Genomic DNA, 26,005 nt, shown 5'->3' with positions numbered 1-26,005 from the left:
TATGACTCCATTAAAAAAAGAATTAGACAGCATAGCTTCTTTAAATTAATTTTTTAGCAGCTATTCCTGCCGTCCGTCCACTATACCTTTTCTTTTTTAAAGAAAAAGGATATCGTTCCCATCAAGTCTAAAGATTACATTCCAAAATCAATTTTCTTTTATTTCATTTTACATTATCTACCTTAAAATTGTAAATTCGCTTTTTATACCATTTATCCTTAAAATTACAAATCTGTAAAAAATAATAAAATGTCTTTACAAAATACAAATCCCACCACAACAATAGCATGGCAAGCACTCGAAAAACATTTTCATGAAATAAAAAATGTAACCATGCAACAAATGTTTGAAGATGACAAGTTGCGAACACAGAATTTTCATATCAAGTGGGATAAATTTCTTTTAGACTATTCAAAAAATAGAATTAATCAAAAAACAATTCATTTGTTGTTAGATTTAGCAAATGAAATAGGATTAAAAGAAGCTATTAATTCTTACTTTTCGGGAGACAATATAAATCAAACAGAAAACAGAGCGGTTTTACATACTGCCTTGAGAGCCAATCAAAACGATTCCGTTATGGTAGAAGGCAAGAACATCATTCCAGAAATTTTTGAAGTAAAAAATAAAATAAAATTATTTTCTGAAGATATAATTTCAGGAAACAGAAAAGGTTTTACTGGCAAAGCTTTTACTGATATTGTAAACATAGGCATAGGTGGTTCAGATCTTGGTCCAGCAATGGTAGTTGAAGCGTTACAGTTTTACAGAAATCATTTAAACACCCATTTTGTATCTAATGTAGATGGCGATCATGTAAGTGAAATTATTAAAAATTTAGATCCCGAAACAAGCTTGTTTGTGATTGTTTCTAAAACATTTACTACACAAGAAACACTAACAAATTCCGAAACAATAAGAAATTGGTTTCTAAAATTTGCCAAGCAAGAAGATGTAGCAAAACATTTTGTGGCTGTTTCTACCAATATAAAAAATGTTACTAAATTTGGTATCGACAAAAATAATGTTTTTCCAATGTGGGATTGGGTTGGCGGACGATTTTCATTATGGAGTGCAGTAGGATTAACTATTAGTTTATCCGTTGGTTTCGATAACTTTGATAAATTATTATACGGAGCGAACAAAATGGATACACATTTTAAAAATGAATCTTTCGACAAAAACATTCCTGTAATCTTAGCGTTATTGAGCATTTGGTACAATAATTTTTTTGAAGCCGAAAGCGAAGCTATTATTCCATACGCACAATATTTACAAAAACTTGCTCCTTATTTACAACAAGGCATTATGGAAAGTAATGGAAAAAGTGTTGGTCGTGACGGAAAAACAGTAAATTATCAGACAGGTACAATAGTTTGGGGAGAACCAGGAACTAATTCTCAACATGCTTTTTTTCAATTAATTCATCAAGGAACAAAACTTATCCCTACAGATTTTATTGGGTTTACAAAATCTTTACACGGTAATAAAGACCATCACGACAAACTCATGTCAAACTTTTTTGCACAAACAGAAGCATTGCTACATGGGAAAAGTTTGAATCAAGTATTAACAGAATTTAAAGACCAAAATATCCCATTCGAAACAGCTGAATTTTTACTCCCTTATAAAGTCTTTGAAGGAAACAAACCTACAAATACATTCCTAATAGACTCTCTAACTCCCGAAACACTGGGATCTCTAGTTGCTATGTATGAGCACAAAATATTCGTGCAAGGTCTCATTTGGAATATCTTTAGTTATGATCAATGGGGAGTAGAACTTGGTAAACAATTAGCTAATTCAATTTTAAGAGAAATTAACACTCAAGAGGTTAAAAATCACGATAGTTCAACCACATTTTTATTAAGTCATTTTATAAAAAATAAATATTAAACAAATACAATAATACATTTATTCGTATTATTTAGATTCAATATAGGTTTTTTGTTAAGAATAGTATAATTTAAAATGAATTTTAAAAAACAGATTGTTAACGTTTAGTTAACAATCAAAAAAAAATATTGGGTCACCTTTGCTGAAATTTTATAAATCAAATTATATGAAAAAAGTATTCATTCTTTTTCTTTTATTTTTATCAGCTTTTGGATTTTCTCAAGTTACCAAATCTTCAATTTCTGGTACTGTAAAATCTAGTAAAGGAGAATTGTTGCCAGGCGCAACGATAGAGGTTGTACACCAACCGACTGGAACAAAATATTTTGCAAATGCCGATTTTTCAGGTAATTATGCAATTCCAGCGATAAGACCAGGAGGTCCTTATTTAGTTAAAATCTCCTTTATGGGTATGAAAACAGCCGAAATAACAGACATTAATGCTCCACTTGGAAACAATGTGAATGTAAGTGTTGTTTTACAAGATGAACTAAATGCTTTACAAGAAGTTGTTGTAGCGATTAAAAAACCTAACAGTGCTTTCTCTAAAGGAAGAACAGGTGCTTCTCAACAATTTTCGACTAGAGAAATAAATGCAGTACCCGTTTTAGGGTCTCGTTCTATAAGTGCAATTACTAAGTATAATGCAAATGCAGGTGCTAACGGATCTTTTGGAGGTCAAGATTCTCGTATGAATAATTTTACGATTGATGGATCTGCCTTTAATGATGGTTTTGGTCTTGGATCTACTGCACAAGCAGGAGGAAGAACTGGATCTACAGCTATTTCTCTTGATGCAATTGAGCAAGTACAAGTGAATATTGCCCCTTTTGACGTTCGTCAATCAGGATTTACAGGAACTGGTATAAATGCAGTTACAAGAAGTGGAACAAATGATATTGAAGGATCTGTTTACCATTCCTTTAGAAATAACAAAAAAGAGTTTATAGGTACAAAAGCAGGAAAAGTTGCTATAGAACCAGCTGCTTTTGATGAAAAAATATATGGTGTTCGTTTTGGTGCTCCAATTATAAAAAATAAATTATTCTTCTTTGGAAATTTTGAAACAGTTGACAACACGAGTCCTGCAACAAACTGGACAACTTCTGATTCTCCATTAAAAGGTTCTCAAGTATCTGCGCCAACTACAGCTCAGATGCAAACGCTATCTTCTTTTTTACAAGACAAATTTAACTATACAACTGGTCCTTGGGAAAATTATGATGCTGTAAAAGAATCTAAAAAATTTCTTGCTAGATTAGATTGGAATATTAATGACAATCATAAACTAACTGTTAGATATATTCACCATGATTCTAATGCTGATCAAGGTGTGTCTGGTTCAAACTCATTAGGTTTTGGAAATAGAACTGGGAATCAATTTTCGATGGCTTACAAAAACAGTGGGTATATTATCAAGGATAATTCAAGATCTATTGTTGTCGAATTAGACAGTAAACTATCAAATAAATGGAATAATAACTTTATTGGAGGTTTCGATTATCAAAATGAGGATAGAGATTTACAAGGAGGCGGATTTTTCCCAACTATCGATATTAAAAATGGCGTACCTAACGCATTGCCTTTGACAGGTTATACTACTAGTAATAATAGTTTTATTTCAGCAGGTTTAGATCCTTTTACACAAGGAAACTTATTGAGCTATTCAACTTTACACTTTACAGATAATTTAACTAGACATTCTGGAAACCACACTTTCGTTTTAGGTGCTAATTTCGAGCATTTTAAATCAGATAATTCATTTTTTCCAGGATCCAATGGTGTTTATGTATTCAACTCACTTGATGAGTTTTATTTAGCAGCAAACGAATCTTTGGCATCAGGAGGAGCGCCTTCAACAGCTAATCTACCTATAAGAACTCAATTTAGATATTCTGCTTTACCAGGCGGTGCAGATCCATTACAAACATTAAAATCTAATAAGTTAGATTTATATGCACAAGATGAGATTAAAGTATATGATAATCTTAGAGTAACTTTAGGTCTTAGAGCAACTAGAGTTTCTTTTGAAGACACTGCTTTAGAAAACCCTAAAGTAACTGCTATGACGTTTGCAAATGGCGAGAAATTTAATACTGGTGAAATGCCTAAAACACAATATCTTTTTGAACCAAGATTAGGGTTTAATTTAGATGTTACAGGAGATGCTAAAACACAAGTTCGTGGAGGAACAGGAATTTTTTCAGGAAGACCTCCTATGGTTTTCTTGTCTAATGCTATTGGTAACAACGGTATCTTAACAGGATTGGTTGATGTATCTGGTGACGCGTTAATTGCTGGAGGATATGGTTTTACATCAAATCCAGCACAATATTTTACTCCAGCAACACCAACACTTCCTTCTACGCTTGATTTAAATTTCACAGATAGAAATTTTAAATTTCCTCAAGCTTGGAAAACTACAATTGCTTTAGATCAGAAACTACCATTTGGTTTTGTAGGAACCATTGAAGGAATATTTAGTAAAAACATCAATGAGGTTTTTTACTATAATGCAAATTTAGCTGCACCAGTAGGTACAATAAATGGTTCTGCAAGTGGCGATTATAGACCTCTTTATGCAGGAACAGACAATGGTCTTAGAATAAACAATAATGTTATTAATGGTATTGTACTTTCTAATACAAATCAAGGATATTTTTACTCTACTACATTCAAACTAGACTATCCATATAAAAATGGTCTTTGGGGTTCTGTTTCTTATACACATTCTAAAGCTGAAGATTTAATGTCTGCTGGTTCTACAGCTGCAGCTACTTTTAGTAGCATAAGATCTGTAAATGGTAATAATAATGCATCATTATCTGCGTCTAATAATAATACACCACACAGAGTAGTGGGAATTATAGGATATAAAATAGAATATGGTAAAACTTTAGGGGCAGCTACTTCTATAAACCTTGGTTACATAGGAGAACAATCTGGTCCGTTTTCATATACTTATTCAGGTAATTTAAATGGAGATGGATTAAGCGGTAATGATTTATTATACGTTCCTAACAAAGCGTCTGATTTACGTTTTGTAGACATTACACAGAACGTAGGAGGACAATCGCTTACACTTTATAGCGCAGCACAACAAGAAGCGGCATTTGATGCTTTTATAGATCAAGATCCTTATTTGTCAACAAAAAGAGGACAGTATGTAGATAGAAATAGTAATGTTTTACCAATGTTACATAGATTAGATCTATCAGTTACTCAAGATGTTTATATAAAAATTGCAGGGAAAAAGAATAGTTTTCAGTTTAGAGCAGATATCTTAAACTTTACTAATTTGTTAAATAGAGACTGGGGAGTTTCACAAAGAGCAACTGCTACAAATATTTTAGCAGTATCTCAAGCGCCTTCAAGCGGTAACAATTATATCCCTGGTTATCAAATGGCTTTGCAAACAGATGAGCAAGGAAAACGATTTTTAGCAAAAGATTCATTTCAGAAAAATTCTTCTATCGCTGATGTATGGCAAGCGCAGTTTACAATAAGATATACTTTTGGTAAATAATAAAATAAAAAACACATAATAATAAATTAAATTATGAAAAATATGAAAAATCAAATTATAAAATTAATGTTTGCTATAACAATAGCATTCACAGCATTTTCTTGTACAAGTGATGACAATAATAAGGAAATTGAAAAATTACCAACCATTGAAGAAACACTAAAAGCTGATATTACTAATTATAGTGTTTTACTAAATGCAGTAAAAGTTTCTGCAATAACAAATCTTTCAAGTGCAGGATCATACACATTGTTTGCACCTACAAATGCTTCATTTGCAGCATATACGTCTACAGTTTTTCCAGCAGGAATAACTGATGCCATACTAGTAGATGCAAATGGAGTTCCATTAGTAACCCTAACAGTTGCACAAAAAGCTGAATTGAAAAAATTAGTACAAAATCACATATTAGGAGTAGGCACTAAAGCTGATGACTTATTAGCTTTTGGTTATTCAAAAACTTTTGCTCCAGGAGTAGGAAGTACAACACTAAGTATGTTCGTAAATAAACCAGCAACTGATGTATTAGTAAATGGTGGGGCAACAAATGGTGGAGCAACAATTACAACAGCAGATATTGATGCTAGCAATGGAATTATTCATAAAGTAGATGCCGTTATAAAATTTCCAACTATAGTAAATCATGTTATTGCAAATCCTGATTTATCATCTTTGTTAAGCATTGTTACTAGTACCGCAACTGGAACTTATGGAGACCAATCTGCATTATTAGCAACTCTAAACGGAGCTAGTTCAGCTTCTCCTCTAACTGTTTTTGCTCCAGTAAACGCAGCATTTACCACTGTAATGGCTACAGGAGGTTTTTATAATGGCGCCATCGTTACCCCAACTAACACTACAAAATTAGTAAGATATCATTTAACAAATGGGAATCTAACTTCTAGTTCTGCAACATCTTGGGCATCCGCAGACGCAACTATCACAACATTAGCTGCTACAACTCAAAAATTCTTTATTGCTAAAACAACTTTAAAAATAACTGAATTACCAGTTATTACAGTTGCTGCAAGTAATATGAAAATTGTAAATATTCAGGCATCAAATGGTAACATTAATACCATAGATAGAGTTTTACAACCAATCTTACCATAAGATTATACAAAAACATTAAAAACCAAAAGCTGCCTAAAAATTTAGGCAGCTTTTTTGTTTATAATTGATTGTTTTTCCGAAAAAATTATCTCAAAATTAATTGCAAAAAAACTACTTTTGCAAAATAAACTACAACAACACAATGAATACTACAAAAACAATACAATCAGCACTTATTTCAGTGTTTGACAAAGAAGGTCTAGAACAAATTGTAAAAAAATTACACGAACAAAATGTTATTATTTATTCAACTGGAGGAACAGAAGATTTTATAAAAAATCTAGGAATACCTGTAGTTCCAGTTGAAGAAGTAACTTCTTATCCTTCAATCCTTGGTGGAAGAGTAAAAACTTTGCACCCAAAAGTTTTTGGCGGAATTTTAAACCGTCAAGATAACGAAACCGATGTGCAACAAATGCAAGAATTCAATATTCCTCAAATAGATGTCGTGATTGTCGATTTGTATCCGTTTGAAAAAACTGTTTCATCAGGAGCAAGCGATGCAGATATCATCGAAAAAATAGATATTGGCGGAATTTCTCTTATTCGCGCTGCTGCAAAAAACTTCAAAGACACAGTAATTATCCCTTCGGTAAATGAATACGCTTTATTTTTAGACATTATTTCAAATAATAAGGGACAAACAACGTTAGAAGAAAGAAAGCAATTTGCAACAAAAGCATTTAATGTATCTTCACATTACGATTCAGCAATTTTTAATTATTTTAATAAAGATAAAGAAGAAACTGTTTTAAAAATAAGTGAAACAAAAGCTGATATTTTACGTTATGGAGAAAATCCACATCAAAAAGGATTTTTCTTTGGCGATTTCGATAAAATATTTACAAAATTACATGGAAAAGAATTGTCATATAACAATTTACTTGATGTAGATGCAGCTGTAAATTTGATGGGAGAATTTAAAAATGATGAGCCAACATTTGCCATCTTAAAACACAATAACGCTTGCGGAATTGCGACAAGAAAAACAATGAAAACAGCTTATCTACACGCATTAGCTGGTGATCCAACTTCAGCATTTGGAGGCGTTCTAATTGCTAATGGAAATATCGATTTAGATACTGCTCAAGAAATAAACAAATTATTCTGCGAAGTAGTTATTGCACCAAGTTACGATGATAATGCGGTCGATTTATTAGAAGAAAAAAAGAATAGAATTATACTAGTCCAAAAAGAATTAAGTTTACCAGAAACATCCGTTAGAAGTTGTTTGAACGGCATTTTGGTTCAAGACAAAGATTTAATTACCGATGGTGAAGCGCATTTAAAAACTGTAACAAAAACAACACCATCAAAAGAAGAAATTGAAGATTTATTATTTGCATCAAAAATTTGTAAACACACAAAATCGAATACCATTGTTTTAGCAAAAAACAAACAATTGTGTGCGTCTGGAACAGGACAAACTTCAAGAGTTGATGCATTAACTCAAGCTATTCAAAAAGCAGTTTCATTCAAATTTGATTTAAAGGGAGCGGTAATGGCAAGTGATGCTTTTTTTCCTTTTCCCGATTGTGTCGAGATTGCAAAAAATGCTGAAATAGCAGCTGTAATTCAACCAGGAGGGTCTATAAAAGATGAATTAAGCGTAAATTATTGTAATGAAAATAATGTTGCAATGGTATTTACAGGAATTCGTCATTTTAAACATTAATTTTATTACTTTTGTTCAATAATTAATATAAACAAATTTAACCCTGAATAAATATGGGATTTTTTGATTTCATGACCGAGGATATTGCGATAGATCTTGGTACCGCAAACACACTAATTATTCACAACGACAAAGTTGTGATAGATAGTCCGTCAATTGTTGCTCGAGACCGTATTTCAGGCAAGATAATTGCCGTAGGTAAAGAAGCCAATTTGATGCAAGGTAAAACCCATGAAAACATAAAAACAATTCGCCCCTTAAAAGACGGAGTTATTGCGGATTTCGATGCTTCAGAGCAAATGATAAAAATGCTCATCAGAAACATACCTGCTTTACAAAAACGTTTATTTACTCCTGCCCTACGCATGGTTGTATGTATTCCTTCTGGAATTACCGAAGTAGAAATGAGAGCCGTAAAAGAATCTTGTGAAAGAGTAAATGGTAAAGAAGTTTACTTGATACATGAACCAATGGCCGCAGCAATAGGAATTGGTGTCGACATTATGCAACCTAAAGGAAATATGATAGTCGATATTGGTGGTGGTACTACCGAAATTGCAGTTATTGCTCTTGGTGGAATTGTTTGCGATAAATCGGTTAAAATTGCGGGTGACGTTTTTACAAACGACATTATTTATTACATGCGTACACAACACAATTTATTTGTGGGTGAGACAACTGCCGAAAAAATAAAAATAGAAATAGGTGCTGCAATAGAAGATTTAGATTCTCCACCAGACGACATGTCTGTACAAGGACGTGATTTACTTACAGGGAAACCTAAACAAGTTGAAGTTTCTTCTCGTGAAATTGCAAAAGCACTAGATAAATCTATTCAACGTATTGAAGATGCCGTAATGGAAACATTATCACAAACTCCTCCAGAATTAGCTGCCGATATTTACAAAACAGGAATTTATCTTGCAGGTGGTGGCTCTATGCTTCGTGGATTAGACAAACGTATATCTCAAAAAACTGACTTACCTGTTTTTATTGCTGAAGATCCTTTAAGAGCAGTAGTTCGAGGAACCGGAATGGCTTTAAAAAATCTAGCAAAATACAGAAGTATATTACTAAAATAAGAAAAAATGAACTCCAAATTCGAAAAAATTATAGGTCAAAAATGTTTTAGAATTTGAGTGTTAAAAATATAAAAAAATATAATTTTTTACGATGCAGCAAATAATTAATTTTATCTTTAAAAACAGTACTCGTTTACTGTTTTTGCTGCTTTTGATAACTTCATTAACATTAACTATACAATCACATTCTTATCACCGAAGCACTATAGTAAACTCCGCTAACTCAGCAACAGGAAGTGTTTATGAAGAAATAAATAAAGTAAACACCTACTTTAGCTTAAAAGAACAAAACGATAAATTAGCAAGAGAAAATGCTTCCTTAAGAAAAATACTTTTTAATAAAAAAGATAGTGTATCAACACTAAAAAAAGATAGTCTAAAAGGTTATGACAAAATAGATGTAATTCAATCTAGAGTCATAAATAATTCTTATAATGTTCCAGAAAATTATTTAACGATTAATAGCGGCTCACTTCAGGGAATAAAAGAAGACATGGGTGTTGTGAATAGCCAAGGAATTGTGGGAATTGTAGAAAAAACATCCCCAAAATACGCAACAATATTAAGTGTCTTAAATGTTAAATCTCAAATAAACGCTAAGGTTAAAAGATCCAATCATTTTGGTTCTTTAATATGGGACGGAAAAAATGCTGGTTATGTTCAGCTTATAGATGTTCCTAGATTAGCTTCGGTAAAAAAAGGAGATACAGTAGTAACAGGAGGTCGTTCTACAATTTTTCCAGAGAATATACCAGTTGGAATTATCGACAAAATTTATACTGATACCGAAACAAATTATTTTACACTGAATATTAGATTGTTTAACGATATGACAAATCTAAATCATGTGTATATAATTACTAACAAAGAAAGTGCCGAAATAAATAAACTAGAAAAAGAAACAATCAAAGCTAATGAATAATGCATTGATAACAAATATCGTACGTTTTATTTTCCTGCTTGCGGCACAAATCGTTATTTTTAATAATATCGATTTATTCGGTTATGTAAATCCATACCCATATATATTATTTATCTTATTATACCCTGTAAACTCTAACAGAGCAAGTTTCTTATTAGCAAGTTTCTTCCTAGGACTAACTGTCGATCTATTTGCAAACTCAGGAGGAATACATGCAACGTCTTGTCTAATTTTAGCTTATGTGAGACCCACTTATTTTAAATTTGCATTCGGTTTAAGTTATGAATACCAAACAATTAGAATTAATGATAGACTTTCGCCAGAAAGATTTACATTTATACTAATATCAATACTTACGCACCACTTTATATTATTTTTGTTAGAATACTTCAAGTTTATTTTTATACTAGACGCATTGCTAAGAACAATTATAACCACTCTTTTTACGTTAATAGTGAGTATCATAATCATATATTTATTTAAGCCTAGTAAACGATGAGAAAGTTATTACTTCCAGGAATAGTTATAGTTGCTGGTATTCTTATCATTGCAAGACTCTTCTTTTTACAAATTATTGATGATTCTTTCAAACTAAAATCGGAGAATATTTCAATTAAAATTAAATATGATTATCCAGAACGAGGTTATATTTATGATAGAAATGGTGAACTTATGGTAGCCAACCAACCGTCTTATGACATAATGGTGATTCCTCGTGAAACTAAAAAAATGGATACTATTGAATTTTGTAATCTTCTAAATATTACAAAAGCCGATTTTATAAAAAAAATAGAAAAAGCAGTTATTTACAGCCCTATGTTACCTTCGGTATTTTTAGGACAGCTAAACAAATTAGAATATGCTGCATTTCAAGAAAAAGAAAGAAAGTTTGAAGGATTCTATATTCAAAAACGTTCACTTAGAGATTATCAATTAAGTGCTGGAGCTAATGTTTTTGGTTTTATTACCCAAGCAAATGAAGCAATGGTAAAACAAAACCCATATTACAAAAGCGGAGATTTACTAGGGAAACAGGGAGTTGAAGAAACGTACGAAACTGAACTTCGAGGAACAAAAGGAGTAAAACATATACAACGAGATCGCTTTAATAGAGAAATTGGCCCTTACAAAGAAGGTAAATACGATACTATTGCCGCACAGGGAAAAGACATTACATTAACCATTGATGCTGAACTTCAAAAATACGGAGAAGCATTAATGAAAAATAAACGAGGAGGAATCATTGCGATTGAACCTCGTACTGGGGAGATCCTATGTTTAGTTACTGCTCCGTCGTATGATCCTGCAATTTTAGTTGGAAGACAACGCTCTCGAAACTACACAAAATTATACAACGACTCGTTAGCAAAACCATTATACGACAGAAGTTTATTGGCAGAATATCCGCCAGGTTCACCATTCAAAATCTTAACAGCACTTACAGGTTTACAATCACAAGCAATAGACACATCAACCACTTTTGTGTGCAACCATGGTTTTAGCTATGCACGAGGAAGATTTATGGGATGTCATTGTGGTGGAGGTGTTCGCAAATTACACATGGGAATTGCAAAATCTTGCAATGCTTATTTTGGAAATACATATCTGAGAACTATTAACAAATTTGCCACTCCATCAGAAGGTGTAGATTTTTGGAGTAGTCATGTAAAAAGTTTCGGGCTAGGTCAATTTATGGGATATGATTTACCCACTGGTCGTAAAGGAAAAATTCCAACATCGGAGACCTATAAAAAAATGTATCCAAACGGCGGATGGAGAGCCACAGCTGTTGTGTCAAACTCGATAGGACAAGGAGAGGTTTTAATGACACCCATACAATTAGCAAATATGATGGCAACCGTTGCGAACGAAGGTTATTATTATACTCCTCATATTATTAAAAAAATTAAAGGACAACAAATAGATCCAAAGTTTAAAACAAAACATGTAACTACTATAGATAAAAAATATTTTAAGCCTGTTATTGAAGGGCTAGCAGAGGTATTTAAAACAGGAACTGCTTATTTTCTAAAAGTCGATGGAATAGAAATTTGTGGAAAAACAGGAACTGCAGATAATTTTGCTAAAGTAAATGGACGCAAAGTCATGCTAAAACCCCACTCTGTATTTGTAGCTTTTGCACCTAAAAAAAATCCTACGATTGCTATTGCTGTTTTAGTTGAAAATGGGGGATTTGGCGCAACTGTAGCAGGTCCAATTACAACTTTAATGCTCGAAAAATACATTAAAAAGGAAATCACAATGAAGGACAGAGAAAAACGAGTGTTAGAAACTAGTCTTCAAGGGGAGTACAACCGATTTTCTAAAAAATATCTTGATTCGATGTATAGAGTAAATGTTCGTAAAGACTCTGTTTTAAGAGTTATTAATGCAAAAAAACTAGATTCGATTAAGAAAAGCAAACCTACAACGTAAATGAAAAATCAGAGCGTTTCAAGTAATATCGACTGGATAACAGTACTTATATATATAGCACTTGTTGCTATTGGCTGGATTAATATTTATTCAGCCGATATGACTACAAATTCCGAATATTACCTCGATTTCAATCAGAATTACGGAAAACAATTAATCTTTATTGCTTTTACCGTTATTTTAGTAATTGTAATCCTAACGATAGATTCTAAGTTTTACGAAAAATTTACAAGTGTAATATTTGGCGCTTCATTATTGTTACTTGCAGGATTATTCATTTTTGGAAAAACAATTGCAGGACAGCGCTGCTGGTATGCCATTGGAGGGTTTACACTCCAACCTTCAGAATTTGCAAAAGCTGCCACCGCATTGGCTTTAGCTAAATATTTAAGTGATAGTCAAGTAAACTTAAAAAACTTAAAACATCAAATCCTTGCTTTACTAATCATGGGATTGCCCATATTATTAATTTTACCACAACCCGACCCAGGAAGTGCGCTAATCTTTGTGATGTTTATATTAGTACTAAACAGAGAAGGATTGCCATCATGGTACTTATGGACGGGATTTATAGCAGTTGTATTATTTGTTATGACACTTGTAATAAAGCCAGAATACGTAATCCTAATAGCTTTTATAGGCATTGCATTACATTATCTTAAATCTAGAAGGGTTGACAGAAATATACTAGCCAGTCTTATTCTGCTTGTACTAGTTTCTGGTTTTGTTTTCTCTGTCGATTATGTATTCGAAAACGTATTTAAACAACACCATCGTGACCGTTTTAATATTTTACTAGGTAAAGATGTCGATATGAATGGGATAGGTTACAACACCAATCAATCAGAAATAGCAATAGGCTCTGGCGGCTGGGTTGGCAAAGGATTTCTAGAAGGAACCCAAACAAAAGGAAATTTTGTACCAGAACAACACACCGATTATATTTTTACAACCGTAGGAGAAGAATGGGGCTTTGCAGGATCAGCTGTTTTAGTTCTACTCTTTGTCGGACTAATTCTCAGGGTGCTTTATCTAGCCGAAAACCAGAAAACAAAATTTAGCCGAGTATATGGATATGGAGTTGCATCGGTATTATTTACCCACTTTTTTGTAAATATATCTATGGTTATAGGTATTTTTCCAACCATTGGAGTTCCACTGCCATTTATGTCTTATGGTGGTTCTAGTTTATGGGGATTTACCATATTGTTATTCATTTTTATAAAAATGGATGCGAATAAAGTAAATGAATGGTAATAATGAGATTACTTACTATATACTACAAGCTTTTTGTTCCCTGCTAGTTCTCTAGAATCTTTGATTTTAATGAAAAATTTTAATCAAACTGAATTTGAAGAGCTTTTAAAAAATATTTATTCCAGTGATTTACAAACTAGACTTGATTCTTCTGAAGATTTGTGCTGGTTTGTGGAAAAGCATAACAAAAAACTTGATTTTGAATATTTAAAAAGTAAAATTCTTTGCATTATTGAAAAATTGGATTTTGAAAAAAAATTCAGATGTTGGATATAAATTAGGAGAGACTATATTTGAGTTTCTTTGGCTTGAAAAATTAACTAAATTAGAAGAAAAAGATATTATTGAGAAACTTGTTAATTTAAAAACTCAATGGATATTTCCAAGCTATTTAGAAGATGAAGATTTTATAAATATTAGCGGTGTAAAAGAATATATTTTTAGATACAAAATTAGCAGGTAAAAGCTTTTTCAAGGAATTGCAAATTTTGTTTGTAAGTTTTCGTTTCGTAAGAAATCTTATTCTTATCAAAAAGCTTTCCGTTTCTATCTAACCTAAAAACTCCAGCCTTTATAATCCGCCGATTTTTCTAATCGGTTCTCAATGTCATCAGGAAGATTAGGAAAAAAATCTATCCCCGTCATTTTTTCAATTTTATCTATAGGAACAACAAACGAATTTAAAGGTTTTTCTGAAGCTTCATGAGGCACCAAGAAAGCAATTACTTTATACTCTCCTCTAGAATTATCTAACAATATTTTATAAAAATACTTAGGAACAGCAACATCTTCGTTTCCTATTGTTTTTAGGTTATTGGTCAAAACGCCACCTGTTACAACATAAACACCATCGTATTTTGCAGCCCAATATCTGGTTTTTTGTTCTAAAGTATTCCAAATTCCAGCATTAAAAACATTTAGCTGTGGCGAAATATTAGAAGTATAAAAAGTCTCATCAAAAGCCTTGCGAGAAAATCGCCTGTCGGCTGCAGGACACAAATGCCCTTTGTCATAACCAGAACGTTTGTAATTTTTCCAACTAGCAGAGCCAGTTTCTACCTGAGGATCATCAATAAAATAAGGTCTTTCTAGATTATAATGACTCAATTGATTTTTCTTTAACTCATAAGCGACCCATTCTGCTTGTTCGTGTTTTTCGCTATATGATAAAGTATAAAACTCATGTTTCACAACCTCGTGTGTTGTAGAAGTAGGCAAATAATAATCCTTATCGCTTAAAGAAATATTAGTACTTGTAAGGTTATTTTTAATTAGTACATCTTTTTTTTGGTCTGATTTTTGTTTACTACAACCACAAAACGTAAAAAAAGAAGCAGTAAGAATTAAAAAAGTATAATAAAATCTCATAAAATTATTGTATTTTTATGAGGTAAATATAGCAAGATATTGCTTCTATTTAGACTAAAACATTAAAAAACAAATTATGAAAACAAAAATTATTATTGCTGGGATAACACTTTTATTAGGTGTTGGAGTAAATGCTCAAGTTACACCACATGAAGCGCCAAAAGCTACTCCAGCAGATACTATACAAATTAATGAAGCAGCAAAAATTAGCGAATATAAAGATCTAAATAAGGATCTCGCAAATGACATGGAATCTAAAAGAGTAGAGAAAGAAGCAAAAAAAGAGAACCAAAGAATCCAAAACGACCTAGACAAAGCTAAAAAAGAAAAGGAGAAAATACAAAAAGATTTAGACAGAGCTGAAAAAGAAGCGGATGATAGAGCAAGAAAAGATGAAAAAAGAATAAAAGATGCTAAAAAAACTACCGATAAATTAGAAGCTACTCAGAAAAAAATGGAAAAAGAAAGGGAAAAAGCAGAAAAAGAAAGAGAAAAAGTTGCTAAAGCTCAAGAGAAATACATGAGCGAAAAAGATAAGCTTGCAGATATTAATGAAGACATTACAAAAAGCGCAGAAAAATTTAACAAGCAAAACAAAAAAGGAAAATTATTGCCACAAGATATTGCAAAATGGAACGAGAAATTAGCCAAAATGAAAGAAAAAGCAGTAGATCAAGAAAAGAGAATTGAAAAAGCTCAAAAAGAAGCTAACAAATTAGCTAGATAAATTGCAAACCACCTCAGGGTGGTTTTTTTATATGTTACATTTTAATTTCAATAAAAATAAAAAACCGCTTCTAAAAGAAGCGGTTTTTGTACCCGGAGCCGGGCTCGAACCGGCACGGTTTCCCACAGGTGTTTGAGACCAGCGCGTCTACCAATTCCGCCATCCGGGCTCATGGAGACAAAATTAAAATCTGCAATAGAAACTAATTTTGATTTCGTGACTGCAAATGTAAATATTTTTTTTGCAATTCATAAAAAAATACTTAAAAATTATCTTTCTTAGTCCAATTAAATTCCTAAATTTGCACCTCGATAAAACGAGACACAACTAACTAACTACAAAACAACTAATTAATGCCACACCTAGAACCCGAAGCAAAAGTATTTGCCTGTTCACAAAGTGTTTATCTAGCTGAGAAGATTGCCGAAAAATACGGTGTACAGTTAGGAAAAGTAACGTTCTCGCAATATAGTGATGGCGAATTTCAGCCGTCTTATGAAGAATCCATTCGTGGATTGCGCGTATTTATTGTATGTTCTACATTTCCAAGTGCAGATAACTTGATGGAATTATTACTTATGATAGACGCCGCCAAAAGAGCTTCAGCGAGACACATAACTGCTGTAATTCCATATTTTGGATGGGCACGTCAAGACAGAAAAGACAAGCCTAGAGTCCCAATTGGAGCCAAACTAGTTGCAAAATTATTGGAAAGCGCAGGCGCAACAAGAATAATGACTATGGATTTGCATGCAGACCAAATACAAGGTTTTTTTGAAAAACCAGTAGATCATCTGTTCGCATCGACCATTTTCTTGCCTTATGTGAAAAGCTTAGGTTTAGAAAACTTGACAATTGCATCACCTGACATGGGAGGGTCTAAAAGAGCTTATGCTTATTCTAAATTCTTAGAGTCAGATGTAGTAATTTGTTACAAGCAAAGAAAAGTAGCTAACGTAATCGATAGTATGGAATTGATAGGCGAAGTAAAAGGTCGAAATGTGATCTTGGTTGATGACATGATAGATACAGGAGGCACTTTGGCTAAAGCCGCAGATTTAATGATAGAAAAAGGAGCATTAAGCGTAAGAGCAATATGTACCCATGCTATTTTGTCTGGAGATGCTTACGAAAAAATAGAAAATTCAAAATTACTTGAATTAATAGTGACCGATTCTATTCCTTTAAAGAAAGAATCAAACAAAATAAGAGTCGTGAGTTGTGCACCTCTTTTTGCAGAAGTAATGAACATGGTACACCACAACAATTCCATTAGTGGAAAATTTTTAATGTAAATTATTATTTATTAACTATATTTTTTTAAAATGAAATCGATTACAATTAAAGGATCAGAAAGAGAAAGCGTAGGAAAAGTTGCAACTAAAGCCTTACGTAATGCTGGAGCGGTTCCTTGCGTATTATACGGAGGAGATCAACCAGTGCATTTTTCAGCAGACGAAAGAGCATTCAAAACATTGGTTTACACTCCAAACGCACACACAGTTGTGATTGAAGTTGAAGGCGGAAAATCTTACAATGCAGTTTTGCAAGATATCCAAGTACACCCAGTTTCTGACAAAATTTTACATCTTGATTTTTATCAATTATTTGATAACAAAGAGGTTACTATGGAAGTTCCAGTAAGAATCATTGGAACATCTCCAGGTGTATTATTAGGTGGTGTTTTACGTCTTAACTCACGTAAACTTAAAGTAAAAGCTTTACCAGCTAACCTACCAGATTTCCTAGATGCGGATATTTCCCCTCTAGAAATGGGTAACAAGATTTATGTTACAGCTTTAGCTAACGAGAAATACAAAATCCTACACCCAGACAACACAGTTGTTTGCCAAGTAAGAATCTCTCGTGCTGCGATGAAAGCTGCTCAAGAAGCTGCAAAAGCTGCAAAAGCACCAGCAGGAAAAAAGAAAAAATAATTTTTCGGCATACTTTTACAAGAAGCGCTCCAATTGGAGCGCTTTTTTATTAGGAGCTATTCCTGCTGTACGTTACAATCTTTTGCCTCGCTATCTCGTCCCAAAAGACGAGAACGAGACAAAAGGATTTCCACTGCCATCAGGGCTAGGAACAAACATTATAAATAAATCAAACATTTTCTAAAAATCTAGCAATCTAAAAATCTAACTTTCTATTTTTGTAATATGATACAATGGATTTCAACTCTTTTTTCGAAAACCAAAACCGAAGAAAGCAACAACGACGATATGAAGAAATTTTTAATAGTAGGATTAGGAAATATAGGAACCGAATACGTAAACACACGCCACAACATAGGTTTCAAAGTATTAGATTTTCTAGCAAGAAAAGAATCACTAGATTTTCAAACGGTAAAATTAGGATCACTTGCCGAATATAAACTTAAAGGAAGAACACTTTTACTACTAAAACCCAATACTTATATGAACTTAAGTGGGAAAGCAGTTCAGTACTGGATGGAAAAAGAGAAAATAGAAAAAGACAATGTCCTAATTATTACCGATGATTTAAACTTAAGTTTTGGAACCATTCGTATAAAACCAAAAGGAAGCGATGGCGGTCACAACGGACTTAAAAGCATTCAGCAAACACTAAACTCATCCGATTATCCACGTTTTAGATTTGGGATCAGTGACGAATTCAAAAAAGGAAAACAAGTAGATTATGTACTTGGTGAATGGGACGAAATCGAAAAAGAAAAAATACCAGAACGTTTAGAAATAGTTTCTGAAGCGATTAAATCATTTGCTCTAGCAGGTTTAGAAAATACAATGACTACATACAATGGAAAATAAAAAAAGGAAGCCAAACTGGCTTCCTTTTTTTACATTATATAGCAATATTATAATTATTGCACAACAATACGTTTTACAGTTTTCTTAGCACCGTCTACAATAGATACTAAATAAATTCCTGCTTCTACTTTATCTAAATTAATATTTTGATTGAATGCACCTGTGTTAGAGAATGATTTCTCATAAACCTGACGACCTCTCATATCATGTATATTAACTTTAATATCATTTGTTGAAGCCGAAGTGAATTTTACTGTAAAATCTCCTTTATTTGGATTAGGAAACAATACAAAATCTTGGAAACTATTTTCATCAACACTTAAAGGCTGAATCGTACAGATATTTAAACTCCAGCTATTTATTGTCCCCCCATCGTTAGCAGCGACGTCCGCAATTGTTAATGTCCATGTTCCTGTTGATGTAGAATTATTAAATGCCGACAAAGGAGAAGAAGGAACTACTGTCCCTGTTATTCCAGGACAAACTTGAGGTCCGCCAGCATCATCAAAAGTTGCAACAATGTTACCATTAGTTGCATCAGCATCACAAGGTCTTGAAAATAATTGCACTATTGTTCCAGAAGGACTTGTTAAAGTCCCTACTAAATCTCCCGCCCAAGTATGTGTAATATTCATAGTTACATTTACATCTCCAATCGTTCCTCCACCAACTACTGAAATCGTTGATGTTCTTGTATTTGGGTTGTTTGCTCCAATATTTTTTGGAACTTGTCCTGCTCCTGCTGCAGTTGTAGTACAACCTAATACTCCTGTAGTAAATTTGAATCCACTTCCAAAAGTGCTGGCACAAAATGCATTTGTAGGCTTAACTCTCCAGTAATAACTAGTTCCTTGAGCTAATCCAACTACAGTATAATTTGTTGTTGTAGTTGATCCAGAAGAAACTATAGTTGTAAAAGCAATATCAGTCGCCACTTGCACATCATATCCTGTTGCATTAGCAGAAGCAGCCCATGTTAGACTTAATGTAGTATTCTGTGTGATTGCATTATTAACAGGCGCTGACAAAACAGCCGCTGCAGGAGCACCTGCAACATCTAAGTAAAATGGAACCGTTTTTGTTGTCGCTCCAGATGTACCTGTGACAATTATATTAGCTAAACCTACAGGAGTAGTTGCAGATGTTGTTACTGTCATAGTCACAATACCATCGGTCGTTCTAGATGTAGGAGAAAAAGATACGGTTGTATTAGCAGGAACGCCAGTAGCTGTAAAATTAGTTGTTCCAGCAAAGCCTGACAAAGCAGTATAATCAATAGTATAATTTATTGTATTTGCTCCTTGACAAATCCCTTTGTTTTGTTCCCCAGCTACTCCATTAAAAGCTACATTAAACGTTGATGGCGGCGCAGTAATAGCAAAATTGTTATTTGAAATATCAAAGAAAATATTACCATAACCTCTAGCCATAATTCTGTTATTAGCCCCAACATTATTTGGAATAGATATTGTTTCAGAACCATCGTTAGGCACTTTACTTGCTAATAGAGTTGGATAAGTATTTCCTCCGTCTGTAGATAAATACAAATCAATAAAAGGTGTATTTACTGTTCCCGTGTTTGTATTAGCAACATTCCAAGTCACCGTTTGATTCGTTCCAGTTGCATAAGACAATGCCGTTGCACTAGGAATATTTAACACAAATGGTCCGGCCGAAGCGTCAACAGTGACTTTCATATCGTCAAAATTAGTTTGTCCAATTTTCATTGGAACTGAAGCACTATAAGGCACATTATCTCTTACTGTAACTCTAAAGTTTAATGTACGAGCTACTGAACTCAGAGCTTCAGATAACATTCCAGCATCACCACCAACTTGATCAGTTGTTGCTGAATTAGCAATTACTGAAGTAAGCTTAGGAAAATATCTTAATGGAGATGCGGTAGCATTCCAAGAAATAAAGTTTGGCCCTATTGTTTTAGTTGTAGAAGCACTACTATTTGCACCCGTGTTAGCCCCACAATCATCAAATTGTTCCCAACTATAAGTTAGTGCGTCTCCAACATTAGCATCTGTACCAACAGCGGTAAGAACATATGGAGTACTAATTGGAATTATATAATCAGCACCTGCACTTACTGAAGGCGTAGCGTTATTTGCTCCAATACTAGTAGTAATAGGACAGCTTTTAGTTGCTAAATTAGCTTGAATCTGCATAATTGTTGCGGCATGATATTTATCGATAGAATGAGCAATCACATCATTATTAGTAATACCTGCATATCCCATAATGGTAATACCAGAACCCACTTCCATATTTACTCCAGAACCTTCACTATTATGAGAAAAAGTATGATTTCCTCCTAATTGATGTCCTACTTCGTGTACTACATAATCGATATCGAAATTATCTCCTTGAGGAATACCGTCAGATGGAGAGGTAATTCCCGAACCTTTATTGTTTCCATTATTTACTCCGTCTTGACATACACAACCAATACAACCAGCATTTCCACCACCTCCTGACGCGCCAAACATATGACCAATATCATAAGCTGCATTATTAGTTCCTATAGGAGTACCTATTCCAGTTAAATTATTATTTAATGTGTTTTGCAATTCTGTATTCCAGTTACCCAATGTAGAGTAAGGATCAGAGGCTGGAGTGTAATAAATAACGTTTGTTGTGCTTGCAACAAGATTAAGATGTAATGCTAAATCTTTTTCATAAACTCCATTACAACGAGTTAGTGTTGCATTAAAAGCAGCAAGGACTAAAGCTACTTGAGCTGAACTTGTTGCCCCAAAATAATTTGCGTATTCACCATTACATGATTGTGCTAACCGCATTGTTTTTAACTGTCCCGCACTAGATCTAGTAACATTGCCTGCTTTTCCGGCTAAATCAAGAACTAATTTTTTGTCATCTGTTGAGCAAGACCAAGCCAATCCGCCATTTTGTCTTTGAGATTTAAATACAGCATAAACAGTATGATCTTGAGAGTAAGGCTCGATGAACTCATTTTCTCTATCCGTTCTAAAAATCATTGTTTGAATCCCATTAGGAGCAAGACTTAACTTTAAAGTCGCATATTTGTCTGTAATTCCTTTTCCTGAATAGGCTCTGATTTCAGGAAACCTTGCTTGTAATTCATTATCAAAATTAGAAGCTTCAAATATTTCAAATTCTTCCATTTGCCCATCAGCATTTGGTAGAGAAATAATAGTTTTACTTTTTAAAATGTTGTTTCTAGTTGAGAATAGAGTTTCTCTCATTGATTCAGTATTCAAGTCATACAGTTTGAATTCTCTTGGAAAAGACTGTCTAGCGACTGCTTTATCTGTAACGATTTTATTATTTGCTACTTTATGTGTAGACCAAACATTTGTTGTTTGAGCTTGTGTCTGAATAAACATAAATATAGATGCAAAAACTAATAGTAATTGTTTTTTCATTTTAAATAGATTTTTGTATTAATATTATTTTGTGCTAAATTATGCAAATAATTTAAAAACACAACTTATTCAATAAAAAAAACGCAAGCTAACAGCTTGCGTTTTTAATGAATTCGTAAATATTTAATTTATTCTATAACAATACGTTTTACAGTTTTCTGATCACCATCTATCACAGATACTATATAAACTCCTGCTTGTTATTATTTTAAATCAAAATTAATTTTTAATTAATTTCTTTCTAAAAATATTTCCATTATCAGTTTCAATATTAATAATGTAAATACCCTTCTTCCATTTACTAGTATTGATTTCTAAAATATCCCTATTTACGTCATTTTTAATGTAGAAAGTTTTACCATCAACAGTCGAAATAAATATTGTTTTTAGATTAGTGTTTACTGACGATATAATAACTCTATCGGCAACAGGATTAGGATAAACAGTAATTTTCTCATCTAAAACTAATTCGTCAAAAGTTGTAATAGTACCTATCTTACTGGTTGCGGTACATATTTCAATTCTACCTAAATAAGTTGCATTAATATAAGTACCTGATTTTAGATAGATATAATCTCCTGCTTTCATACTAATATTTTGAGCTGGCAAAGTGGTATAGTTAGTATTTGTCTCAATCCAGTTCACAGTTTTGTGCACAACAGATGCTGATTCTGGAGTTGATAATGTTAAATTGGGTTGACAAACACCTGTTGAACAACTTGGATCATTAGCTGACAATACTGTTATGGTCATTGTTGTGGAAGTGCTACTAGCACACTGTCCTGTTGTAGCGTTAAAAGTATAAGTAGTAGTCACTGTGCTATTTAGTGCAGGTGACCAAGATCCTGTAATACCGTTGTTAGAAGTAGTGGGTAATGGTTGTAAATTTCCGCCTAAACAAATTGGAGCTATTTGAGTAAAAGTAGGCATAATAGTATTAGTATTGACAACTTGAATAGTATCTGACATTGCTATGCTACAATCTGAACTATTCGCATAAGTATAAGTAATGGTATGTGTTCCTACTCCTGCGGTAACAGCACTAAACGAATATATACCTCCAGTGTTTGTAATACCTGCCCCCGAAGCTGTAAATACACCATTTATAGAAGTAGCAGATAAATAATTTGACAAATTAGATAAAGTCTGATTGCTACATATTGTTGAAGGCAAATCAAAATTAGCGCCATTTAAAGGAATTAATTTTACATTATCAATATAATAATAAGTTTTTCTAACTCCAGTAGTGTTTGTTTGATTATATGAACATCCAACAACTTGAATTACAGGGGTTATTTGATTATAACTTACATTATTAATGCCTCCTAAATATAGATACTTTTCAGAATTGATAATTTCTTTTGGGATTTTAAAAGTAATTCTTTCCCAACCATTTGTTATTGTAGAGAAGGTGGAATTAGTGAATAACATATTTTGTCTTGAACTTGGAATTGTAAATTCACCATATCCAATATCATAAATTGCTGTATCACTTAGATAAGCTTGAAATTTTATAGAACTTGCGCTGGCACCTTCTGCAAGAGAGACGTCAAAACTTAATTGATAATCATCCGAGTTAATCAATGCTTGACTTAATTTAGTTCCTATTATTTCCGAATATTTTCCACTACCATCTAATTCACTATATACCCACATGCCAGTATAACCATTTAATCCTAATCTATCATTTTCACTTCCTTCAAAATTACAAGGAATTCTTATAAAAGGAGCTGTCCCATTTCTATTAAAATAATCAGGTGTTGTTCTATTCACATCATTCCAGTTGCAAGTTCTATCTAGTTGACTGGCAGAACTAGGTAAAGTGGAAAATTGCTCAAAATTTCCATTAGATACTAAATTACAATTATCTACAGGAGAGCAATTGTTATTTTTAATTATATATAAATATATGTACGTAATATTTCCTTTTTTTCCAGTATTGTCAACAGGAACATATCTTAATAGGTGAAATCCAGGAATTAAACCTGTATAATTTATGATTGTATTACTTGTGCCTGATGTTGATGAAAATGTAGCATTCACATCATAAATATCTTGTAAACATTCAAAATTAGAAGCATTATAATCATTAACTAATATGTCTCTAATTTGTATTATTTCGTTTGGATATCCAATAAAAGATATTGTATTGTAATTACTTATACCATCGTTAATCCCTGAGACATTATTTCCTAACGCAACCGTTCCACCATAATTTTTAAAACTGTTTAAAACAATACTATTATTTCCATAAGTAGTATTTAGACCATAACCTATATCGATTAAAGAATTGTATTCTTCTTGTTTTAAAAAGCGCTTCATGAAATTTGAACCTGCTCCTTCTACATTACTCATTACAAAATAATTGTCATTGAAAGTGTTTTGAGGAGAGATACACATATCTTCAAAATGACTGTAACTACTTCCTTTTTCAAAACAGTTAGGAGTATAAACAGGAACTGTTGAAGTTCCCACAAACTTTAGTGCGGTTCCGCAAGTAGTTGAATTACTAGTAGTATTAGTTGTAGGAGGAGTTAGATTACAATTGGGATGAAGTTCAGATTCACTTACAAATTGAGAATTAAAACCATAGTTATACATTGAAGATGAAGAACAAGCTTCTGAACTAGTGATTAAAAATTGTCCTAATATCCCCGAATTGTTCTTTAAAAAACGGTCATACTGGGTGTAATATTTATAATTATTCCCAAATAATGATTTCCCGTCATAGTTTAATAAACTATTAAATCCTAAAGCATGTGTAACTTCATGCAATACAACAGAATATAAATCATATTGATTTGCTTCTGAAATATTTAATAAGTTAGTGTTCCAAATGGTATTACTAAAATTAAATGCAACCATACCGTGATAAAAATTCCCATATGAATTTGTGTAATCGCTTGATACAAGAGGAGAAATGGTATTTATATAAGAATTTTTACCTCCTTGGATAGTTTTGTATATTTCTCCATCTACAATACCTCCAAAACCAGCTGCAGAATTACTAGGCATAGTATAAAATGTAGTGGCTAAGCCTAAAGTTCCCAAAGGAACATTTTGCAAATTAGCAATATTACGAACCCAGATCTTTACTTTGGTAGTATTGCCTGCATTTTTTAGAGGAGTATTTATAAAGTCTGATAAATCTTTAAATACGCGACACACAACTTCGCGTCGAGAATTGTGATTTGCATCAGCAGTATCTTCCATTCCTGAACCCGTTTCAAAATAGAGTTCAAATATTCCTGAGTCGCAAGTGATAGCGGAGCTTTTACTTAATGTATTATTGATTGTTTTATCTTCGCCTGCTTTCAAGTCTTTTAAATTGTATTTGTTTCCATATTGGTCGAAAACATCTTCAAAATAACCGTTAGGTGTAATTTTAATATCTCCTTCAAGAGGAGTTTGAGCAAAACCACATATTCCTAGTAGCAGGAATATGCATATATATAAGTTTCTCATCTTATTTTATAAATTAAATGATTACTTATTTTTTTTGTACTAATGTTTTTACTAAAGCTTTTAGTTCTTCAATTTCTTTATTTTGCTGTATCAAGTAAAGTGTTAATTCCTCAATTTTTTCTTGCTGTATTTTCGCCATTTCTCCAAGAGAAATACCATTTTCTGCAACTTCTTTAGCACTTGGCAGATTAAATAAGTGTCCTTTTTCTTGTATTTGTCTTTCCACCTCTTGTAATGTTGGCAATTTGTATTCTTTAGAGAAAACATAATCTGCCCATGTTGAATTAAGACTTACTCCAACATCAACTCCTTCTGCGATAATTACAACTA

Annotated in this window: 18 protein-coding genes, 1 tRNA gene and 1 pseudogene; 15 read left to right on the top strand and 5 right to left on the bottom strand. The window is 32.7% G+C overall.

Features of this window, described 5'->3' with window-relative positions; translation table 11 throughout:
- The first annotated feature begins 249 nt into the window (after positions 1-249).
- The 11 genes from pgi (at position 250) to ABI549_RS08585 (ending at position 14,370) form a co-directional block, all read left to right on the top strand.
- Positions 250-1,896 carry a glucose-6-phosphate isomerase gene (gene pgi / locus ABI549_RS08635; RefSeq protein ID WP_348076054.1) on the top strand — a complete coding sequence of 549 codons (1,647 nt, stop codon included), beginning with the start codon at positions 250-252 and terminating at the stop codon, positions 1,894-1,896.
- Positions 1,897-2,062: 166 nt separating this feature from the next.
- Entirely contained in the window at positions 2,063-5,422 is a 3,360-nt protein-coding gene (locus ABI549_RS08630) for a carboxypeptidase regulatory-like domain-containing protein (RefSeq protein WP_348076053.1), read from the top strand.
- Between the two features lie 42 nt (positions 5,423-5,464).
- The gene (locus tag ABI549_RS08625; protein WP_348076052.1) at positions 5,465-6,535 is read left to right on the top strand and encodes a fasciclin domain-containing protein; all 1,071 of its coding nucleotides are present in this window, start codon (positions 5,465-5,467) and stop codon (positions 6,533-6,535) included.
- Between the two features lie 142 nt (positions 6,536-6,677).
- Positions 6,678-8,210, top strand: a complete 1,533-nt coding sequence (gene purH, locus ABI549_RS08620; protein WP_348076051.1) for a bifunctional phosphoribosylaminoimidazolecarboxamide formyltransferase/IMP cyclohydrolase — start codon at positions 6,678-6,680, stop codon at positions 8,208-8,210.
- A 53-nt stretch (positions 8,211-8,263) separates the two neighbouring features.
- A complete protein-coding gene (locus ABI549_RS08615) occupies positions 8,264-9,292 on the top strand; it encodes a rod shape-determining protein (RefSeq protein ID WP_348076050.1) in 1,029 nt (342 codons plus the stop codon).
- Positions 9,293-9,383: 91 nt separating this feature from the next.
- Positions 9,384-10,214 (top strand): rod shape-determining protein MreC, encoded by an 831-nt coding sequence (mreC, locus tag ABI549_RS08610; protein ID WP_348076049.1) that lies wholly within the window; start codon positions 9,384-9,386, stop codon positions 10,212-10,214.
- The gene (locus ABI549_RS08605; RefSeq protein WP_348076048.1) at positions 10,207-10,713 is read left to right on the top strand and encodes a rod shape-determining protein MreD; all 507 of its coding nucleotides are present in this window, start codon (positions 10,207-10,209) and stop codon (positions 10,711-10,713) included. The genes mreC and ABI549_RS08605 overlap by 8 nt, the downstream gene beginning before the upstream one ends.
- The gene (gene mrdA / locus ABI549_RS08600) at positions 10,710-12,650 is read left to right on the top strand and encodes a penicillin-binding protein 2 (RefSeq protein ID WP_348076047.1); all 1,941 of its coding nucleotides are present in this window, start codon (positions 10,710-10,712) and stop codon (positions 12,648-12,650) included. Before ABI549_RS08605 ends, mrdA begins: the two co-directional genes overlap by 4 nt.
- Complete coding sequence (rodA, locus tag ABI549_RS08595) at positions 12,651-13,907, top strand: rod shape-determining protein RodA (protein WP_348076046.1); 1,257 nt, start codon at positions 12,651-12,653, stop codon at positions 13,905-13,907.
- A 69-nt stretch (positions 13,908-13,976) separates the two neighbouring features.
- Positions 13,977-14,183, top strand: a complete 207-nt coding sequence (locus tag ABI549_RS08590; RefSeq protein WP_348076045.1) for a hypothetical protein — start codon at positions 13,977-13,979, stop codon at positions 14,181-14,183.
- Positions 14,155-14,370 (top strand): hypothetical protein, encoded by a 216-nt coding sequence (locus tag ABI549_RS08585; protein ID WP_348076044.1) that lies wholly within the window; start codon positions 14,155-14,157, stop codon positions 14,368-14,370. The genes ABI549_RS08590 and ABI549_RS08585 overlap by 29 nt, the downstream gene beginning before the upstream one ends.
- A gap of 92 nt (positions 14,371-14,462) precedes the next feature.
- Here ABI549_RS08585 and ABI549_RS08580 read toward each other — a convergent pair whose 3' ends face one another.
- Positions 14,463-15,275, bottom strand: a complete 813-nt coding sequence (locus ABI549_RS08580; RefSeq protein ID WP_348076043.1) for a DNA/RNA non-specific endonuclease — start codon at positions 15,273-15,275, stop codon at positions 14,463-14,465.
- Positions 15,276-15,351: 76 nt separating this feature from the next.
- Here ABI549_RS08580 and ABI549_RS08575 point away from each other — a divergent pair, with 76 nt between their 5' ends.
- Positions 15,352-16,002, top strand: a complete 651-nt coding sequence (locus ABI549_RS08575) for a hypothetical protein (RefSeq protein ID WP_348076042.1) — start codon at positions 15,352-15,354, stop codon at positions 16,000-16,002.
- A gap of 89 nt (positions 16,003-16,091) precedes the next feature.
- Here the strand turns inward: ABI549_RS08575 and ABI549_RS08570 are convergent.
- Positions 16,092-16,171: transfer RNA gene (locus ABI549_RS08570), tRNA-Leu, on the bottom strand.
- Between the two features lie 184 nt (positions 16,172-16,355).
- On the opposite strand from ABI549_RS08570, the gene ABI549_RS08565 reads away from it, so the two are divergent.
- The 3 genes from ABI549_RS08565 (at position 16,356) to pth (ending at position 18,794) form a co-directional block, all read left to right on the top strand.
- Entirely contained in the window at positions 16,356-17,297 is a 942-nt protein-coding gene (locus tag ABI549_RS08565) for a ribose-phosphate pyrophosphokinase (protein ID WP_348076041.1), read from the top strand.
- Between the two features lie 30 nt (positions 17,298-17,327).
- Positions 17,328-17,939: a 50S ribosomal protein L25/general stress protein Ctc gene (locus ABI549_RS08560; RefSeq protein WP_348076040.1), complete on the top strand. Its 612-nt coding sequence runs from the start codon at positions 17,328-17,330 to the stop codon at positions 17,937-17,939.
- 288 nt (positions 17,940-18,227) lie between these two features.
- Positions 18,228-18,794, top strand: coding sequence for an aminoacyl-tRNA hydrolase (pth, locus tag ABI549_RS08555; RefSeq protein ID WP_348076055.1), 567 nt, complete (start codon positions 18,228-18,230; stop codon positions 18,792-18,794).
- Between the two features lie 53 nt (positions 18,795-18,847).
- On the opposite strand, the gene ABI549_RS08550 is transcribed toward pth, so the two are convergent.
- From ABI549_RS08550 to ABI549_RS08540, 3 genes and pseudogenes are all read right to left on the bottom strand, one after another.
- Complete coding sequence (locus ABI549_RS08550) at positions 18,848-22,210, bottom strand: reprolysin-like metallopeptidase (RefSeq protein WP_348076039.1); 3,363 nt, start codon at positions 22,208-22,210, stop codon at positions 18,848-18,850.
- Positions 22,211-22,429: 219 nt separating this feature from the next.
- Positions 22,430-25,675, bottom strand: a complete 3,246-nt coding sequence (locus tag ABI549_RS08545; RefSeq protein ID WP_348076038.1) for a T9SS type A sorting domain-containing protein — start codon at positions 25,673-25,675, stop codon at positions 22,430-22,432.
- Between the two features lie 25 nt (positions 25,676-25,700).
- Positions 25,701-26,005, bottom strand: a pseudogene (locus ABI549_RS08540) (hypothetical protein); the annotation flags it as partial.

It is taken from the genome of Flavobacterium sp., from assembly GCF_039932285.1.
In the GTDB taxonomy this organism is placed as follows: domain Bacteria; phylum Bacteroidota; class Bacteroidia; order Flavobacteriales; family Flavobacteriaceae; genus Flavobacterium.
This window is presented reverse-complemented; position numbering and strand designations above follow the sequence as displayed.

What these genes read in the sequence shown, in the direction of transcription:
- pgi (WP_348076054.1), top strand. Translation starts at nt 250, where the DNA reads ATGTCTTTACAAAATACAAATCCCACCACAACAATAGCATGGCAAGCA.
- ABI549_RS08630 (WP_348076053.1), top strand. Translation starts at nt 2,063, where the DNA reads ATGAAAAAAGTATTCATTCTTTTTCTTTTATTTTTATCAGCTTTTGGA.
- ABI549_RS08625 (WP_348076052.1), top strand. Translation starts at nt 5,465, where the DNA reads ATGAAAAATCAAATTATAAAATTAATGTTTGCTATAACAATAGCATTC.
- purH (WP_348076051.1), top strand. Translation starts at nt 6,678, where the DNA reads ATGAATACTACAAAAACAATACAATCAGCACTTATTTCAGTGTTTGAC.
- ABI549_RS08615 (WP_348076050.1), top strand. Translation starts at nt 8,264, where the DNA reads ATGGGATTTTTTGATTTCATGACCGAGGATATTGCGATAGATCTTGGT.
- mreC (WP_348076049.1), top strand. Translation starts at nt 9,384, where the DNA reads ATGCAGCAAATAATTAATTTTATCTTTAAAAACAGTACTCGTTTACTG.
- ABI549_RS08605 (WP_348076048.1), top strand. Translation starts at nt 10,207, where the DNA reads ATGAATAATGCATTGATAACAAATATCGTACGTTTTATTTTCCTGCTT.
- mrdA (WP_348076047.1), top strand. Translation starts at nt 10,710, where the DNA reads ATGAGAAAGTTATTACTTCCAGGAATAGTTATAGTTGCTGGTATTCTT.
- rodA (WP_348076046.1), top strand. Translation starts at nt 12,651, where the DNA reads ATGAAAAATCAGAGCGTTTCAAGTAATATCGACTGGATAACAGTACTT.
- ABI549_RS08590 (WP_348076045.1), top strand. Translation starts at nt 13,977, where the DNA reads ATGAAAAATTTTAATCAAACTGAATTTGAAGAGCTTTTAAAAAATATT.
- ABI549_RS08580 (WP_348076043.1), bottom strand. Translation starts at nt 15,275, where the DNA reads ATGAGATTTTATTATACTTTTTTAATTCTTACTGCTTCTTTTTTTACG.
- ABI549_RS08575 (WP_348076042.1), top strand. Translation starts at nt 15,352, where the DNA reads ATGAAAACAAAAATTATTATTGCTGGGATAACACTTTTATTAGGTGTT.
- ABI549_RS08565 (WP_348076041.1), top strand. Translation starts at nt 16,356, where the DNA reads ATGCCACACCTAGAACCCGAAGCAAAAGTATTTGCCTGTTCACAAAGT.
- ABI549_RS08560 (WP_348076040.1), top strand. Translation starts at nt 17,328, where the DNA reads ATGAAATCGATTACAATTAAAGGATCAGAAAGAGAAAGCGTAGGAAAA.
- pth (WP_348076055.1), top strand. Translation starts at nt 18,228, where the DNA reads ATGAAGAAATTTTTAATAGTAGGATTAGGAAATATAGGAACCGAATAC.
- ABI549_RS08550 (WP_348076039.1), bottom strand. Translation starts at nt 22,210, where the DNA reads ATGAAAAAACAATTACTATTAGTTTTTGCATCTATATTTATGTTTATT.
- ABI549_RS08545 (WP_348076038.1), bottom strand. Translation starts at nt 25,675, where the DNA reads ATGAGAAACTTATATATATGCATATTCCTGCTACTAGGAATATGTGGT.